The organism is Streptomyces sp. NPDC096012 (assembly GCF_040426375.1).
GTDB lineage: Bacteria > Actinomycetota > Actinomycetes > Streptomycetales > Streptomycetaceae > Streptomyces.
On sequence record NZ_JBEOTD010000009.1, the window covers coordinates 132,485 to 148,247 of the forward strand.

A 15,763-nucleotide genomic window follows, 5' to 3' on the forward strand; every position below is an offset into this window, starting at 1 on the left:
TAGGGGTTCACCGGCCGGGGGGAACCGTCGGCCGTGCAGTCGGGGGCCTCCTCGGGGAGCACGGCGTCGAGGGCTGCCCGTTCGGCGCGGCCGGGGGTGTCGCCGGGTCGGGGACGATCTCGGTGCCCTCATGGCCGGTGCGGATCGGGGAGGGTCACGTCGTTCGGCGGTGCGTACCGGCGTTGCCCGCGTGGGAGACGGGCAACCGCGCGTCCCCGTCGGTGGCCCGCTCGGCAGCCGAGGCCAGGCCCGGGTACGGCGAGCCTGCGGCGGTCATCGCGGTGTCAGCACACAGAACTCGTTGCCGTCGGGATCGGCCATGGTCACCCGGTCGTCGCCGCTCTTGCCGGATTCGATGCGGGTGGCGCCGAGAGCGAGCAGGTGGCCGACCTCTGCCTGGAGATCACCGTGGGCCGGCGGAGCGAGATCGAAGTGCAGCCGGTCCCTGCCTGCCCTCGGCATCAGCGGTGGACCACCCCACGTGATCTTCGGGCCGCCGCGCGGGGAGCGGATCGCCGTCTCCTGGTCCTGGTCCCAGACGAGGGGCCAGCCCAGCGATTCGCTCCAGAAGTGGCCGACCTCCCGTGAACCGTCGCAGGCGAGCGCACCGATGAATCCGCAGTCGGCGAGGAAGTCGTTGCCCGGTTCGATGACACAGAACTCGTTGCCCTCGGGGTCGGCGAGCACCACGTGAGCGTCCTGCGGGCTCTGGCCGACGTCGATGTGCCGTGCGCCGAGCTCCAGAGCCCGGGCCACCGTCCGCTGCTGGTCCTCCGGGGACGTACTGGTCAGGTCGAAGTGCATCCGGTTCCGGCCCGTCTTCGGCTCCTGGCTCGGCACGAAACTCATCCGGAACCCGGTGTCGTCGCCGGGCAGGAGCGCGGCACCCCCGCGCGGATCGTCGACCGTCTCCCAGCCCAGTACACCGGCCCAGAACGCCGCCAGAGACAGCGGCCGGCTCGCTTCGAAGCAGACCGCGAACAGTCGACACGTCATTCCCCTCGCTCCTCCGATCCGCTGACCGACCGCTGTCGACGGGGCGTGCCGCCCCGGGGGGCGAAGCCTAGGGCGGAGTCGGCGTCAGGCGCAGCCGGATTTTCGAGGGCAGCCGGAGCAGGCGCGTCGCCGACTTGACTCCCCCGTTCCGCAGTTCCGCCGTTGCGCAGTTCCGCCGTTCCGCCGTGGAGGCGGTCGCTCCGGCCGCGAGGGACCCGGCCGACAGCCGCCGGTCCCTGGCGTAGGCGGACGGGTCAGCCGTCCTCCTTGAACTTCTCCATGCGGCGGCGCATGCTGCGCGGCGGGATGCGCAGGTGGGTACCGATGGATGTGGCGGTGTACTCGTCGACCATGGTGCGCAGCACGGTCTCCATCGCCGTTCCGAACACCGGCGGGTCGCCGGCGTCTTCGGCGCCCGCCGCCCTGGCCAGCCACCACGTCCGGAACTCGGGGGTCATGGCGTTGTCCAGCAGCCCCCGGCCGTTGTCGTCCAGCGGCCGGCCGAGCGTCCGGGTGGACCCCTTGCCGCTCTTCACGGGCGCGGCGGACGAGATGCCCTCGCTGTCCTCGGCCCGGCGCTTCTTGTGGGTGTTCGTGCGGCGCTCCACGGTCTCCTTGAGTCGGTTCGGGGCGACTCCGAGATGGTCGGCGATGCTGTTCATCGAGATGTTGCGCTCGTTGATCAGGGCGTTGATCGCTTCCAGGAGGGCGGGGGGATAGTTCAGGGCGGCGTTGGTCTTCCCGCTGTTCTTGGCGTCCTTGGCGGCGTCCTTGGCCCTCTTGCGTTCCTCCAGGAGGTTCTTGAACTCCGGCCCCATGGCGTTGTCGAGCAGCTCCATCGCCTCGGGGTCGTTCTTGATGTTCTCCTTCCGGGGCCGTTTGACGCCCTTGCGGACGGCTTCCGATGCGGAACCCGCGCTCACCTGCCCTCGGATGCCGCTCAGGTCCAGCTCGGCGAACGTCCTGGTCAGCGAGCCGTCGCTGCCCTCGACCACATCGGAGTCGGAGACGGTCTCATGGCCGCCCGTGCCGTGTGCGGCGTGGCTGTAGGTGGTCCTGCCGTCGGCCGTCCGCTGCCTGGCCGTGACCCGCGTCTGCCGTCCGCCGGGTGTGCCCGTCTCCGCGTCGGCGGGGGCGCGCTCCCCCGAGTACGCGGAGATGCGGGTGCCGTCCTGGGCCTTCGTGACGATCTGCCCGGACATCCAGTTGCCGCCGCCCTGCCCCTGGGGCGGCTGGGCCACGTGGGACAGGTGCTCCAGGATGGTGGCGGCGGATTCCTGGAAGAACGAGCCGAAGTTCTGATTGAAGCTCAGCGGGAAGCCGCGCTGCCGGTAGTGCTCCAGCATCGCCCAGCACGCCTTGCAGGGGCGCTTCACACCGCGGACGACGATCCGCTCGCCGTGCTCCTGCTCCGAGAGCCCGGCCGTCTCCAGCATGAGCATGAGCTTCTGCTCCGCGTGCATCGGCTTCCTGCCGTCGGGGTTCTCCCGCGAGCCGGTGGAGTGCTTGAGCAGGATCACCGCGCCCTTGTGGTCGTCCGAGGTGAGCATGTCGCGCAGCTCGGCGATCATCTGGGGGCTCGTCGGCTGTGCCTCCAGCTGGAAGACGGGTCCCCTGCGTCGCATCGCCTCCGCGGTTTCGCTGGCCCGCTGGCCGCGGTAGACCTGCTGGATCTTCAGGCGGGCGCGCCGGTTGACGGCGACGACGTCGTCCGCTTCCCTGGTCGGCCGTCCCGCGCGCATCGCCCGTTCCGGCTGTTCCCGGCTCATCAGGTGGGTGAGGTCGAGGGCCGGGGCGTCCTCGGCCCGGTCGGCGGACTGGGCCTGGAGGTACTCCATCAGCAGGGTGATCGAGCGGTTCCGGTTGGTGGCGAACACCAGCCGCCCGTTGATCAGCATGCCCTGGACCTCGGACTCGCGCGGAGCCGTCTTCTTCTTGGGCGCCGCCTTCTTGGTCGCCGTCCCTCCCCCGGCGGATGCGGACGAGGCCCCCGCCATGGCGGTGTCGCCGTCCCCGTCGACGGTGGAGGCGTCGCCCTGAGTGTTCTGCTGCGCGACGTCGTGCAGATAGCGGATGCAGTTGAAGAGCCGGATGCAGACGTGCCGAAGGGTCTGTTCGGCTCGCTCCCCGCTCTGGTCGCGGGGGAACCTGACCACCGCCTGCTGCGTGGAGCGGCCCTCCTGCTGCAGCGTCGGATCGCAGGTGCAGGCCCGTACGTCCTGGACGAGCTGCTGGAAGACCTCGTCGTCCTCCATGGCCTCGGCGATGCCGGACTCGTCGTCGCCCATGTAGTCGTCGTCGGCCTCGTCGTCGGTGCGCACCCGCTGCACCGGCGCCGCCCCCACTTCCGCAGGCGACGCGGTGGTGGCCGGGTGCCCGGCGCCGGGCCCGGTCGCGCGCGGCACCGGGACGGGCCCGCTCATCACCTTGCGTGCCTGCTGCTCCGCCGCCACCTCCCAGCGGTCGCCGGGGTCGGAGACGGCGAGGCCCCGGTGGTCGACCGTGCCGCCCACCGGGCCTTGGGCCTGCTGCAGGTAGTGCCCCAACTCGTGGGCGAGGGTGTGCTTGTCGGCGCCGCCGGAGCCGACGACCACATGCCGGCCGGAGGTGAACGCGCGGGCGCCCACCTCGGCGGCGGAACGGCGCGCGAGCCGCCCGGTGTGCACGCGCACACCGGAGAAGTCGGCACCGCCGAACCGGGCCTCCATCTCCGTCCGCACTCCGTCGTCCAGCGGGCTTCCGGGCCTGCGCAGCACGTCGTGGACCAGGGAGGAGCGCTGTACCGGGGTGGTGCCGTGCGCGCAGCCGGGCCCGTGCTCGTGCTCCTCCCGGCGCTCCTGCCGGGCCCGCTGCACCATCCGGGTCACCGCGGCGTTGCCGACCGAGCGCTGGAGTGCCGCCGCCGGTTCGGGGCCGACCGGCGCTCCGGGTACCGGTCCGGTGGACTCGGCCGACCGGCGTCGTACCGGTTCCGGGGTGACGGTCGTCCCCTGCGGCCGGGCTCGGTCGGCGGCGGATTCACGCAAGGGACGGCCTCCCCGGTTCGGTGGCGTCGCACCGTCCGGGAACGGGCGGGCGCCAGAGCGGTCGTGCCACGGTCCCAGCTTCGCGCCGGCCCTGCCAGGGCCCTCCAGGCCCGGGCGAAGGCCGGCCTGCTGCCTGAAAGGGAAATCGGGCTGCCTCAGAAGACCGCACCGCGGGCCGGCACCGGCCCGCGGTGCGGGATCCACCGGTCGCAGCGACCGCAGGGAGAAGGTGCGTCCGAGTTCGGCGACGCGCACGCATCGTCCACCCGCTACGGTCTTCCGGGTGACCGAACTCCCGACCCTCCATGCCACCCGCGCGGCCTACGACGCCATCGCACCCACCTACGCACAGCTGTTCCACGACTCCCTGCGCGAACGTCCCCTGGAGCGCGCCCTGTTGACCGCCTTCGCGGAGCTGGTACGGGCGAGCGGCGACGGCGAGGTCGCGGACCTCGGCTGTGGGCCGGGGTACGTCACGGCTCACTTGTCCGGGCTGGGACTGAAGGCCTTTGGCGTCGACGCCTCTCCCGTGATGGTCGGGCTCGCGCGCGACGCGCACCCCGGACTCCGGTTCGAGGTCGGCTCGATGGCCGCACTGGACATCGCGGACGGCGCGCTCGGCGGGGTGCTCTCGCGCTGGTCCGTCATCCACACCCCGCCGCGGGACGTGCCCGCCGTCCTGACCGAGATCGCCCGGGTCCTGGCACCCGGCGGGCACCTGTTGATCGACTTCCCCGCCACCGACGGCCCCCAGCACGAGACACAGGCCTACGACCACGCGGTGGCAACCGCCTACCGCTGGTACCCCGACCGTTTCGCCGCGCTCCTGCGCGACCAGGGACTGACCCAGGCGGCCCGCACCGTGATCGAGCCGCAGCCCACCGACCGGCGGCAGTTCCAGGAGGTCCAGCTCCTCGCCCGCAAGGCGTAGACCTCGGACACGTGACGGCTGCGCCTCCGGAAGACGGGCCGGGGATCGCACGGAATCGGCCGGCCGGGGAGCGGCCACGCGAGCCAGGTGATCGCCCGGCCAACTCCTACCCGGCCGGTGGTGGCGGCTCCTCGCCGAAGACCCAGGGTGCCAGGACGACCAGCCAGCCGTCCGGGTCCTCGAAGAGGAGGGCGCCGTGTTCCGGCCAGTAGGGGTTCGCGGCGGACACCGGGCCGTGCCCGTGCTCGGCGAGCCGCAGGGCGGCTGTGGCCACGGCTTCGGGGCCGCGGAGGTAGAGCACCAGTTGGTTCTCCGGGTGCGGCTCCGGGATGCGGGGTGACCGGCCGTGCTGCAGGAGCTCCATGTGCACGGGAGTGCCCGGCAGGCCGAGCACGACGCCGTCGTAGCCGTGGTGGCCACGCCACTGGGCGAGTACCGGCAGGCCGAGGTGGTCGCGGTAGAAGACCAGGACCTCGTCGTACTTCGCGGTCGGCCGGGCGAAGCGTACGGCTCCCACGTCGAGGTGGCTGGGCCAGGAGTGTGCCATGGGGCGATCCTGCCACTCCCCCGCCGGTGCCGGATCGGCCTTTGGACCTACGTCCCGGGACACCGCCGCTCGGCGCCGGCACGGCTGCCCGCATACCCCTGCGCGCGCCCGCACGCTCCGCTGCCCGAAGACCCCGTCGGCGCGTTCCGCTTCGTCCCGCGCGGCGTTCACGGACGGGCTTTCGCCCGCCGCCGCGTGACGTTCGGGTGTGGCACCCGTTGAACGTCGCGACATCCACGGGACGCGCGCGGTGGTGAGAAGGGCAGGGCGGCGGATGACGACGGCGGAGAGGGAGCTGACCGAGCGGCTCGGGTTGGCTACCGGCCAGACGGTGCGGGAAGTCGGCTACGGCCAGGACTGCGACCAGGAGGTGCGTGCGGCCGTCGAGGGGGTGACGGGGGAAGAGCTTCTCGACGCGGAGACCGACGTCCGCGTGGACGCGGTGCTGCTGTGGTGGCGCGAGGAGGACGGGGATCTCACCGACGCTCTGCTGGACACCGCGAGCGCCGTCGGGGCGGCCGGGCGCGTCTGGCTGTTCACTCCCGGTCAGGGGCGCTACGGGTACGTCGAACCGCGCGAGATCGGTGAGGCAGCCCGTCTTGCCGGACTGACGGGGATGGGCGAGGTGGCCGTACCGGATTGGACCGGTACGGGGCTCGCACCGATGCGCAGGCCCGGTAACCCCCTTGTGTCCACGGTTTCCGGGCACACGTGACACGCACCCGCCGTTGCGCGCTGAAGGAGGAGACCATGGAGGACAGTTCCTCGCTGAGGGCTGTGGGATGGGCGCGCTCGCTGCCCGTGAGCAGCGGGGTGAAGGTCGCCCGGGACTGGACGCGAGACCACCTCGCGTCGCTCGGCTGGGCACAGACGGCACCGGACCTGGTGGACGCGGTGCTCCTGACCGTGTCCGAGCTCGTCACCAACGCCCACGTGCACGCCCACAGCGCAGCCCAGCTGATCCTCACGTGGGACCGGGACTGCCTGCACGTGACCGTGCACGACGCGTCTCCTCGGCTGCCCGAGCAGCGGCACCCGGGCGAGGAAGCGCTGGGGGGCCGCGGTCTGCTTCTGATCAACGCCCTCGCCGACGACTGGAAGGTCTACCGCTGCCCCTACGGCAAGGACGTCACCGCCTGCTTCCAGCCACCCCCGCCCTCCACCGTCGCCTAGCCCGGGCGGCAGACCGGCTCGGGCTGCCCTGCGCCGAGTAACGGCCGGTCGCGGGTGCGGCCGCCGGAGCCGCCCGCACCGCCCGCTCTCACGGGAGGTCACCGGTCCAGTCGAAGCGGCGTGGGTCGCCGGGGCGCGGCTCGTACATCGCCCGGCCGCCGGCACCGAACCGCCCCAGCTCGGTGGGGAGGGCCACACCGGTGCCGATCTCGCCCCGCGTCCAGCCGGTGACGTCGAGCAGCAGGCCGTCCAGTGGGCCGCCGACCAACTCGACGTAGCGCGCTCCCGGTCGAGGGCCGGGGTTGTCGTGGTCGCGGCCGTAGACCCGGCCGCGCAGCAGCTGCTCATCGTCCTCGTCCATCCGTCCAGCCTCGCAGCCGGCACTGACAGCGAGGCCCGGCCCGGCCCGTCCCGGCGGTCCTGCCCAGCCCGGCGGTCCTGCCCGGCCCGGCGGTCCTGCCCGGCCCGGCGGTCCTGCCCGGCCCGGCGGTCCTGCCCGGCCCGGCCTGCGGCGCCTTCGCAGCCGCGGCCCGCAGTGCGCTGTCGGTCCGGGCCTGCGGCGTCTTCTCCGTCCAGCCTGCGGCGTCTTCGCGGCGTCTTCTCCGCCAGGCCCCGCGGCGTCTTCTCCTCCCGGCCTGCGGCGTCTTCACGAGGGGGCAGACACGGCCCCGCGAGCGGGCATACCGTGGGCCCGCACACGCGGGTCCCGTCCGCGCGCCTCTCCCCCGGGCCCCGTCAGGCCGCGGGCGGGTCGCCTCGGTCCGTCGCCGGCTGCGCGCGGGTCGGCCCCCCTCTTCCGGTGCGCAGCAGGCGCAGCCCGGCGAGGCTCTGGAGTGTCATCGCGGCGGCGGCCGTGGCGGTGACGGCGAAACCACCGCGCGCCCCGAGCGAGTCGACCGCCCAGCCGGAGACCGCCGCCGCGGCCGCCGACCCCGCCGCGTTCGCGGAGCCGAGCCAGGAGAACGCCTGGGTCAGGACGGCCCGGTGGACGCTCGACTCGGTGAGCACCGCGAAGAGCACCAGCAGGGGCGGGATCGTGGCACCGGTGAGGACCACGACCAGTCCCGGCCCGAGTGGTGAGCCGACCGTGAACAGCAGCAGAGTGCCGAGCATCAGCGCACCCGTCACCGCGAACAGTTGCACAGGGGCCGTGGCACGCCACCGGCGCAGCCCGTACAGCCATCCGGCCAGCAGGCCGCTGCAACTCGATACGGCGAAGACCGCGGCAGCGGCGCCCGGTGCGCCGTGCTCGACCACGAACGCGGTCACCGACACCTGCATGGCGCCGAAGAACACCCCGAGGGCGAGATTGACGCCCATCAGCACGAGGACCTCGCTGCGGAACACCGTTCGGTCCCTGCGGGCGTGCGGGGCGCCGTCGGCCGCCGGTGCGGGCGCGCTGCCGCGCTGCGCCGCGAGGACCAGACCGCCGGCCACGGTCAAGGAGGCCGCCAGCAGCGTGCCGGCCAGGGGGTGTCCGGCGGCGGCGAGTGCGCTGACCAGCGTCGGGCCCACGAGGTAGGCCACCGTGTTGCCGACGGACTCCAGTGCGAAGGCGGTGGGCAGTTCCGCCGCTCGGTCGGTGCGCAGCAGTGCCGCCCAGCGTGCCGCGGACATCGCGGCGAGCTGGGGAACGCTGGCCCCGACCAGCGCGCCGCCCAGGGCCAGGAGGGCGCCGGAGGCATCGGCGGCGACCAGGGACACGAGGACGGCCACGGCGAGGGTGTGGGCGAGGAGGGTCGGCGGCAGGACCCGGGTCTGCCCGAACCGGTCGAGGAGACGGGCGAGTTGTGGTGCCACGAGGGCGTCGGTCACCGCGAATCCGCCGCCGGCCAGACCTGCCGCGGCGAAGGTGCCGGTGTGGCTGTGCACGAGCCAGACCATGCTGAGGCTGGTCATCGCCAGGCCGACGCGTCCGAGCGAGGCCGGCAGGAAGAAGGCGGCGGCACCCGGGGTGCGCAGCAGGGAACGGTAGTTCGCCGATGGCACGGCGAGTCCTGTTCGCTGCCCGGCGGGGCGGCCCACCTGGGTCGTCGGTGCCCGAATGAACCGACCCGTGGTCGCCGCCTGGAAACGTCCAGTGCTGGCGCGGAGAGGGGCACGCGCGCCCCGCACCGACTCCGTCACCGGGCAGGTTTCTCGAAGTGTCGTCGCTGGCTGTGAATCGCGGCCATTCTCGTCGCCGGGGGCGGAGATGTCCATCGGGAGCCCGATGTGGGCCGCCTCGGGCCGGTGCGCCGGGGAAAATCCCTGCCGTGGCGGCCGGAGAGGGCGCAGACTCGGCTCATGGCCGACATGGGGACGTTCCGGGAGGCGGTCACCGCGTGGGCGGCCGGTGGCCCTGGCGAGACCGCGCACGAACTGGCCGCAGGGCTGCCCGTGCGGGCGGCCGTGCTGCTGGAAGGGCCGAGCGATGCCGCGGCGGTCGGCGCGTTGGCCGCGAGCCGCGGCCGGGACCTGGAGGCCGAGGGCGTCTGCGTCCTGGCGATGGGCGGCGCGATGAACGTGGGACGCTTCGCCCACCTCCTCGGGCCACCGGGTCTGGGCCTGCGCCTCACGGGCCTGTGCGACGAGGCGGAGCGCCGCTACTACGCGCGCGGCCTGGAGCGGGCCGGTGCGGCACAGCGGGCGTTCTTCGTGTGCGCGGCGGATCTGGAGGACGAGCTCATCCGCGCGCTCGGCGTGGCACGGGTGGAGGAACTCATCGGGGCCCAGGGCGACCTGCGCGCCCTGCGGACCTTCCTGCGCCAGCCCGCGCAGCGCGGCCGCACCTCGCAGCAGCAGTTGCGGCGCTTCCTCGGCACGAAGAAGGGGCGCAAGATCCATTACGGCCGTGTCCTCGTCGAGGCCCTCGACCCCGAGCGCACACCCGCCCCGCTCGACGCCCTGCTCGCCGGCCTCTGACCACTGAACGGCAGCCGCCTGCGCGGGAGTACCGGGACGCGTGCGGGCCGCCGGTGAGCAGGCGGAGACCGAGGAAGACCGCCAGGGCCCGGCGGCGACCGCCGGGCGCACGGTCGCGGCCCGCGGTGTGAGCGCATCGGTGGCACGCGCCGGTGAGCACGAGAGCCGGCCGCCCTCGGTCCTCGGAGGCGGTGCCAACGCTCGTTGCGCAGGGTGGCCCCCGGGGCCGACGACGCGCGGCCGGATGCGCCCTGGAGCCGCGCCGCGAGGGCTCCCGCGGCCGCCATCCGCCCGAACTGTGATGAATCACTGCTAAATTCCAGGTTCGGCAAGTATGCGGGTTTTCGACAGGTGTCTCGAAGTGTCACCGGCGGACGGGGGCGAAGGATGAGAAGGGACGGCCGCGTCGCGGTGGCGCCCGGGATCGCTCGGCTGCACACCTCGCCCGGACTGGCCGGGCCGGGCCGGCTCGGCCTGGTGACCAACCACACCGGCGTCCTGCCCGACCTGCGGCCTGCCGCACCCGCGCTGCTCGAGGCCGGTGCGCGGCTGACCGCTCTGTTCGGTCCCGAGCACGGGCTGCACGGCACCGGCCAGGCGGGCGAGAGTGAGGCCGCCGAGACGGACGCCACCACCGGCCTGCCGGTCCACGACACCTACCGGTGCAGCGGCCCCCGCCTCGACGAACTGCTGCTCGGCAGCGGAGTCGACGCCCTCGTGTACGACCTGCAGGACGTCGGCGCCAGGTTCTACACCTATGTGTGGACCATGTTCGACCTGATGGCGTCGGCGGCCCGTACCGGCGTACGGTTCGTGGTCGCCGACCGGCCCAATCCTCTCGGTGGGCTCGTCAGCGAGGGGCCGCCGCTCGACCCGGAGTGGGCCAGCTTCGTCGGGCGCGCCCCGATACCCGTCCGCCACGGCCTCACCTGCGGCGAACTGGCCCGCCACCTCAACGCCGCCTCGGTGCCGCGCGCGGCCGGCCGGTCCGTCGACCTGACGGTCGTCGAGGCGGCCGGCTGGCGGCGGGAGGCGGACGCGGGGGCCACCGGGCTGCCGTGGGTCGCGCCCTCGCCGAACATGCCGACGCCGGTCACCGCCGCCGTCTACCCCGGCACCTGTCTGTTCGAAGGGACGAACCTCTCGGAGGGCCGCGGCACCACGCAGCCCTTCGAGCTCGTCGGGGCCCCGTACATCGACGCGCGATTCGCGCCCTCGCTCACCGAACTCGCCCTGCCGGGAGTGCACTTCCGTGATCTGCGCTTCGTACCGACCTTCCACAAACACGCCGGACGGCCGCTGCGCGGGGTCCAGCTCCACATCACCGACCGCGAGGCGTTCGCTCCCGTGCGCACCGCCGTCGCCATGCTCGCCACGCTGCGGCGGCTGTATCCGGACGACTTCGCCTGGCGCACCACGGACGACGGCGCCGAGGGGACCGGGCACCGTCATTTCATCGATCTGCTGTGGGGGTCCGACCGGTTGCGGCGCACCGTCGACGCGGGCGAGGACCCGCTGCCGTTGTGCGATCCACCGGCGCCGCCCGGCGGGTGGGCCGGCGACGACGTGCTGCTCTATCCGTAACGCGGCACTCCCCGCGCCGGAGCAGGGCGGCGACGTGGGCGGCGTGCGCGGCGTCCGAGACGTGGGCGGCGTCCGCAACATGGGCGGCGTCCGCGACGTGCGCGGCGTCCGCGACGTGCGCGGCGTCCGCGACGTGCGCGGCGTCCGCGACGTGGGCGGCGTCCGCAACATGCGCGGCGCCCGCGACGTGGGCGGCACCCACGGCGTGCGCGACGTGCGCAGGGAAGGACGATCCCGTCGATGAGCGATCGCACGACCGCCTCCCGGGCCGGGATCCGGGGCTTTCGGGTGGGTGACGGTCCGCAGGTGGTGCGGGCATGGCGCCGGAGTGCGCCGGCCGATCCCATCACCCCGGACCGGTTCCGCTCCCTGGTGCTGCTGGACGCCAACTTCGATCCGGAGGGGCTTCGGGTCGCCGTCGACGGCGACCGGGTCGTCGGGGCCGCCTACGCGGTGCGCCGTCTGACGCCGGTGACCGGCACCGACCTGGAACCCGAACAGGGCTGGATCCCGTTCTTCTTCGTCGACCCGGCGGTGCGCGGGCGGGGGCTCGGCCGCCGGCTGCTGACCGATGCCCTCGACTGGCTGCACGGCCACGGCCGCACGCGGGTGGACTTCTCCTCGTACACCCCGAACTACGTCCTGCCGGGCCTGGACGCCGCGGCGTACCCGGAAGCGGCCAGGCTCCTGGATTCCCTGGACTTCCGCACACTGTACGAGGCGGCGGCGATGGACCGCGGGCTGGTCGGGTACCGCCTGCCGGACGACGTGGCCCGCCGCTCGGAGGAGCTGACGGCGCAGGGCTACCGGTTCACCACACCGTCCGACGACGACCTGGTCGACCTCGTCGCGCTCGCCGGGAACCACTTCAACCCGGACTGGGCGCGGGCGATCCGGGAGTGTCTGGCCGCGGGTACCCCGCTCGACCGGATCGTCGTCGTCCGGGAGCCTTCGGGCCGCCTGGCCGGGTGGGCGATGCACGGCGCGTACGAGTCGGTGGACGAGCGGTTCGGCCCGTTCGGTGTGCTGGAGGAGACGCGTGGCACCGGGCTCGGCAAGGTCCTGCTGCACCTGGTCCTGGAGCGGATGCGGGCGCGCGGCGCGCACTCCGCGTGGTTCCTGTGGACCGGTGAGCGGTCCGCGGCGGGCCATCTGTACCGCAAGAGCGGTTTCACCACGACCCGGAAGTTCCGCGTGCTGCGCCGGGAGGCCGTCCGATGACGCCGGGAGACCGTCCGACGACGCCGGGAGGCCATCCAACGACGCCGGGAGGCCATCCAACGACGCCGGGAGGCCATCCAACGACGCCGGGAGGCCATCCAACGACGCCGGGAGGCCATCCAACGACGCCGGCGAGCCGGGCCGGTGGCCCGGCCCGGCCGCCGGCGCCTGAGGGCAGCGGAGCGGACGGCCGTCGGCACGCGTCCCGCGGAGGTGGCGCGGGTGGGCTGAGCCGCCGTCACTTCGCGCTCGCGCTCCCCTCGGCGCTGCTCACCGCCGGATGCGCCGCGCCGCACCAGGGCACCGGGCGGCCCGGGGACCCGATCGTCCTCACCCTGCTCTCGCACTACGCCAGCGGCGCACTGAAGGAGGCTCTGCAGGGGCCGGTCGACGAGTGGAACGCCACGCACGACCGGGTCAAGGTGCGGACCAAGGCCGTCGAGTTCACGGATCTGCTGACCACGTTCATGGTCCGGCAGGCCGCGGGCCAGGGCGCCGACATCATCCACCCGTACTGCCTGTGGGCCGGTCAGCTCGTCCGGGCCGGGGTCCTGCGGCCCGCTCCGTCCGAGCACGCCCGGGAGATCAGGCGCGGCTACGGCGCGGCCGCGGTCGAGGCGTCCTCCGTGGGCAGTGAGGTCTACGGCTACCCCACCGAGGTGCAGACCTACGCCCTGTACTACAACAAGCGGCTGCTGCGCGAGGCCGGCGTCGACGGCCCGCCGCGTACCTGGCGGGAGCTGGAGGAGACTGCCTACCGCACCACCAGGCGGGACGAGTACGGCAACACGCTGGTCCAGGGGTTCGGGCTGTCGACCATCGACGACTCCACCACCGTGGGCCAGACACTGGCCCTGCTCAACGCCGCTGGCGGATCGTTCGTCTCCGCGGACGGCAGGAGCACCGCCATCGACTCGAAGGCCGGCCGGGCCGTGCTGGACCTGGAGCACCGTCTCGTCGCCCGAGGTGCGAGCGACCCCGGCGTGAACGTCTACAAGGCGTTCGCGTCCGGGCAGGTGGCCATGGTGATCAGCGCCGGCTGGTGGACCGGGAGCCTGAAGTCGCAGATGGGTGGGGCCTACCGGGATGTCGGCGTGACGGCGCTGCCCGTCCCGGAGGCGGGCGGTGCGCGCGCCACCCTCTCCACCGGGTTCATGCTGGGAGTCGACGCGGCCGGCAAGCACCCGCGCGAGGCCTGGGAGTTCCTGCGCTGGCTGAACGCGGAGAAGGTGGGCGTGAAGAGCGCCGGGAAGGGCGCGCGGGCGACCCGGATGAGTGCCCTGCAGGTGTCGGTGGGCTCCCTGACCGGCCGCGCCGACGACATGCGGACGCTCCTGGGCGAGGGCGGCGATCCCAATCTGCGCCCGTTCCTGGACGCGCTGGCGTACGCGGTGCCGGAGCCGAACGTGCCGGGCGCCCAGCAGGCCAAGTCGTTGCTGCGCAAGAACATCGAGGCGTTGTGGACCGGCCAGCAGTCGGTCGACGAGGCCTTGCGCACCACCCGCCGTCAGGTCGATCAGGAGGTGTCGCGTCCATGGTGAGCACCCTGGCGCCGGAGACGACCGGGCGGGCGCCCGGCCCGCGGTCCGCCGCACCCGCCGTCGACGGCCGCCGCCGGGCCCGGCGTCGCCAGGCCGTCGTCGCCTATCTCTTCCTGGCGCCGACGCTGCTGTTCTTCGCGGTCTTCCTGATCCTGCCGCTGGGCTTCGCGCTGCTGCTGTCGATGTCCCGCTGGGCCGGCTTCGACCTCGGTGACATCGATCCGGTCGGCCTGGACAATTTCACCGGTCTCTTCGCGGCGGGATCGACGTTCCTGGCGCCGATCCTGAGCAATACGCTGCTGTTCGCCCTCGGCACCGTGGCGCTGGCGCTCGCCGGGTCGGTGCTCGTCGCCGCCTGCATCGACCGGCTTCGGTTCCAGGGGCTGTGGCGCACCCTGTACTTCCTGCCGATCGTCACGACCGTCGTCGCCGTGGGGAACGTGTGGAAGTACATGTACGAGCCGGGCGGCCTCGTCAACGGCGTCCTGAACGCCGTCGGCCTTGACTCGGTGGCGTTCCTGCAGGACCCGGACACCGCGCTGCCCTCGGTCGTGGTGGTGCAGGCGTGGGCATCGGTCGGTACGGCGATCCTCGTCATGACGGCCGGCCTGAAGTCCATTCCCGAGTCCTACTATGAGGCGGCCGCGCTCGACGGCGCCGGGCCCGTCACCGTCTTCCGGAGAATCACGCTGCCGCTGTTGCGGCCGTCCCTGCTGTTCGTGTGCGTCACCCAGTTCATCACCGGCCTGCAGTCGTTCGCGCTGATCATCGTGATGACGAAGGGCGGGCCGGGGGACGCGACCAACGTGGCCGCGCTGGAGATGTACCGGCAGGCCTTCAGCTACGGCGACTGGGGTACGGCGAGCGCCGCCGCGTTCGTGCTGTTCGTGGTCGTCCTCGTGGTCACCCTGGTGCAGTTGTGGATCTTCCGGCGCAAGGGGGAGGACGCATGATCCGCCGCCGTTTTCCGTGGCTGTCGTATCTCGTGGTCGTGACCGGCGCCGTGCTCACGGTGGTGCCGTTCCTCGACATGGTGATGACGTCCTTCAAGGGGTCTGGGGAGGCCGGCACGCTGCCGTACCGGTTCCTGCCCGAGGCGTTCGACCTGTCCAACTACCGTGCGGCGGTCGATCAGCTCGATCTGCCGGTGCTCTTCCGCAACAGCGTGGTCGCCACCGGCCTGATCACCGGATCGGTGCTGCTGACCTCGTCACTCGCCGGTTACGCGCTGGCCAAACTCCGCTTCCCGGGGCGGGACCTCGTCTTCCGCCTGGTGCTGTCGACGATGATGTTCCCTCCGTTCGTCTTCTTCATCCCGCACTTCCTGATCCTGGTGCACTGGCCGATGGCGGGCGGCAACGACCTGTTCGGACGCGGCGGCGCGGGCCTGACCGTCAGCATCGCCGCGCTCGCCATGCCGTTCCTCGTCAACGGTTTCGGGATCTTCCTGACGCGTCAGTTCATGCTGTCGATCCCCGACGAGGTCCTGGAGGCCGCCCGTATCGACGGGGCCGGCGAGTTCGCCGTGTGGTGGCGGATCGTGGTGCCGCAGACCAAGCCGGTCGTGGTGACGCTCGGGCTGCTGACCTTCGTCGACGCCTGGAACGAGTACATCTGGGCGCTGCTCGTCTCGACCGCCAACCCGGACGTGATGACCCTGCCCGTCGGCATCCAGCTCCTGCAGGACTACGTCGACCCGACCCGCACGATGCCCATCGTCATGGCCGGGCTCGTGCTCAGCGTGCTGCCGGTCCTGATCATCTTCCTGCTGCTGCAGAAGTACTACATCCGGGGCGTCATGCTCAGCGGCCTCAAGTGAGGCGTCCGGCGTCCGGCGTCC

General features: G+C 72.8%; 15 protein-coding genes. 10 read left to right on the plus strand and 5 right to left on the minus strand.

Annotated elements, in window-relative coordinates; genetic code table 11:
* Positions 1-273: 273 nt before the first annotated feature.
* Together ABVB68_RS12305 and ABVB68_RS12310 are read right to left on the minus strand one after the other, a co-directional pair.
* Positions 274-996 carry a VOC family protein gene (locus ABVB68_RS12305; RefSeq protein WP_353600978.1) on the minus strand — a complete coding sequence of 241 codons (723 nt, stop codon included), beginning with the start codon at positions 994-996 and terminating at the stop codon, positions 274-276.
* Between the two features lie 254 nt (positions 997-1,250).
* Positions 1,251-4,022, minus strand: coding sequence for an eCIS core domain-containing protein (locus ABVB68_RS12310; protein WP_353600979.1), 2,772 nt, complete (start codon positions 4,020-4,022; stop codon positions 1,251-1,253).
* A 283-nt stretch (positions 4,023-4,305) separates the two neighbouring features.
* Between ABVB68_RS12310 and ABVB68_RS12315 the strand changes: the two genes are divergently transcribed.
* On the plus strand, positions 4,306-4,953 hold the full coding sequence (locus tag ABVB68_RS12315) for a class I SAM-dependent methyltransferase (protein WP_353600980.1): 648 nt from the start codon (positions 4,306-4,308) through the stop codon (positions 4,951-4,953).
* A gap of 106 nt (positions 4,954-5,059) precedes the next feature.
* On the opposite strand, the gene ABVB68_RS12320 is transcribed toward ABVB68_RS12315, so the two are convergent.
* Entirely contained in the window at positions 5,060-5,500 is a 441-nt protein-coding gene (locus ABVB68_RS12320; RefSeq protein ID WP_353600981.1) for a VOC family protein, read from the minus strand.
* Positions 5,501-5,774: 274 nt separating this feature from the next.
* Between ABVB68_RS12320 and ABVB68_RS12325 the strand changes: the two genes are divergently transcribed.
* Together ABVB68_RS12325 and ABVB68_RS12330 are read left to right on the plus strand one after the other, a co-directional pair.
* Entirely contained in the window at positions 5,775-6,215 is a 441-nt protein-coding gene (locus tag ABVB68_RS12325) for a DUF3052 domain-containing protein (RefSeq protein ID WP_353600982.1), read from the plus strand.
* 35 nt (positions 6,216-6,250) lie between these two features.
* Positions 6,251-6,673, plus strand: coding sequence for an ATP-binding protein (locus tag ABVB68_RS12330; RefSeq protein WP_353600983.1), 423 nt, complete (start codon positions 6,251-6,253; stop codon positions 6,671-6,673).
* Positions 6,674-6,761: 88 nt separating this feature from the next.
* On the opposite strand, the gene ABVB68_RS12335 is transcribed toward ABVB68_RS12330, so the two are convergent.
* Together ABVB68_RS12335 and ABVB68_RS12340 are read right to left on the minus strand one after the other, a co-directional pair.
* Positions 6,762-7,034 (minus strand): hypothetical protein, encoded by a 273-nt coding sequence (locus tag ABVB68_RS12335; RefSeq protein ID WP_353600984.1) that lies wholly within the window; start codon positions 7,032-7,034, stop codon positions 6,762-6,764.
* Between the two features lie 374 nt (positions 7,035-7,408).
* Positions 7,409-8,662, minus strand: coding sequence for an MFS transporter (locus ABVB68_RS12340; protein WP_353600985.1), 1,254 nt, complete (start codon positions 8,660-8,662; stop codon positions 7,409-7,411).
* Between the two features lie 297 nt (positions 8,663-8,959).
* On the opposite strand from ABVB68_RS12340, the gene ABVB68_RS12345 reads away from it, so the two are divergent.
* From ABVB68_RS12345 to ABVB68_RS12375, 7 genes are all read left to right on the plus strand, one after another.
* Entirely contained in the window at positions 8,960-9,577 is a 618-nt protein-coding gene (locus ABVB68_RS12345) for a TOPRIM nucleotidyl transferase/hydrolase domain-containing protein (protein WP_353600986.1), read from the plus strand.
* 387 nt (positions 9,578-9,964) lie between these two features.
* Positions 9,965-11,161 (plus strand): exo-beta-N-acetylmuramidase NamZ family protein, encoded by a 1,197-nt coding sequence (locus tag ABVB68_RS12350; RefSeq protein ID WP_353600987.1) that lies wholly within the window; start codon positions 9,965-9,967, stop codon positions 11,159-11,161.
* Positions 11,162-11,204: 43 nt separating this feature from the next.
* The gene (locus tag ABVB68_RS12355; RefSeq protein WP_353600988.1) at positions 11,205-11,405 is read left to right on the plus strand and encodes a hypothetical protein; all 201 of its coding nucleotides are present in this window, start codon (positions 11,205-11,207) and stop codon (positions 11,403-11,405) included.
* The gene (locus ABVB68_RS12360; protein ID WP_353600989.1) at positions 11,402-12,382 is read left to right on the plus strand and encodes a GNAT family N-acetyltransferase; all 981 of its coding nucleotides are present in this window, start codon (positions 11,402-11,404) and stop codon (positions 12,380-12,382) included. The genes ABVB68_RS12355 and ABVB68_RS12360 overlap by 4 nt, the downstream gene beginning before the upstream one ends.
* Positions 12,383-12,648: 266 nt before the next feature.
* Positions 12,649-13,923, plus strand: coding sequence for an ABC transporter substrate-binding protein (locus ABVB68_RS12365; protein WP_353601059.1), 1,275 nt, complete (start codon positions 12,649-12,651; stop codon positions 13,921-13,923).
* Positions 13,917-14,876 carry a carbohydrate ABC transporter permease gene (locus ABVB68_RS12370; protein ID WP_353600990.1) on the plus strand — a complete coding sequence of 320 codons (960 nt, stop codon included), beginning with the start codon at positions 13,917-13,919 and terminating at the stop codon, positions 14,874-14,876. Before ABVB68_RS12365 ends, ABVB68_RS12370 begins: the two co-directional genes overlap by 7 nt.
* Positions 14,873-15,742, plus strand: coding sequence for a carbohydrate ABC transporter permease (locus tag ABVB68_RS12375; protein WP_353600991.1), 870 nt, complete (start codon positions 14,873-14,875; stop codon positions 15,740-15,742). The genes ABVB68_RS12370 and ABVB68_RS12375 overlap by 4 nt, the downstream gene beginning before the upstream one ends.
* Positions 15,743-15,763 lie beyond the last annotated feature (21 nt).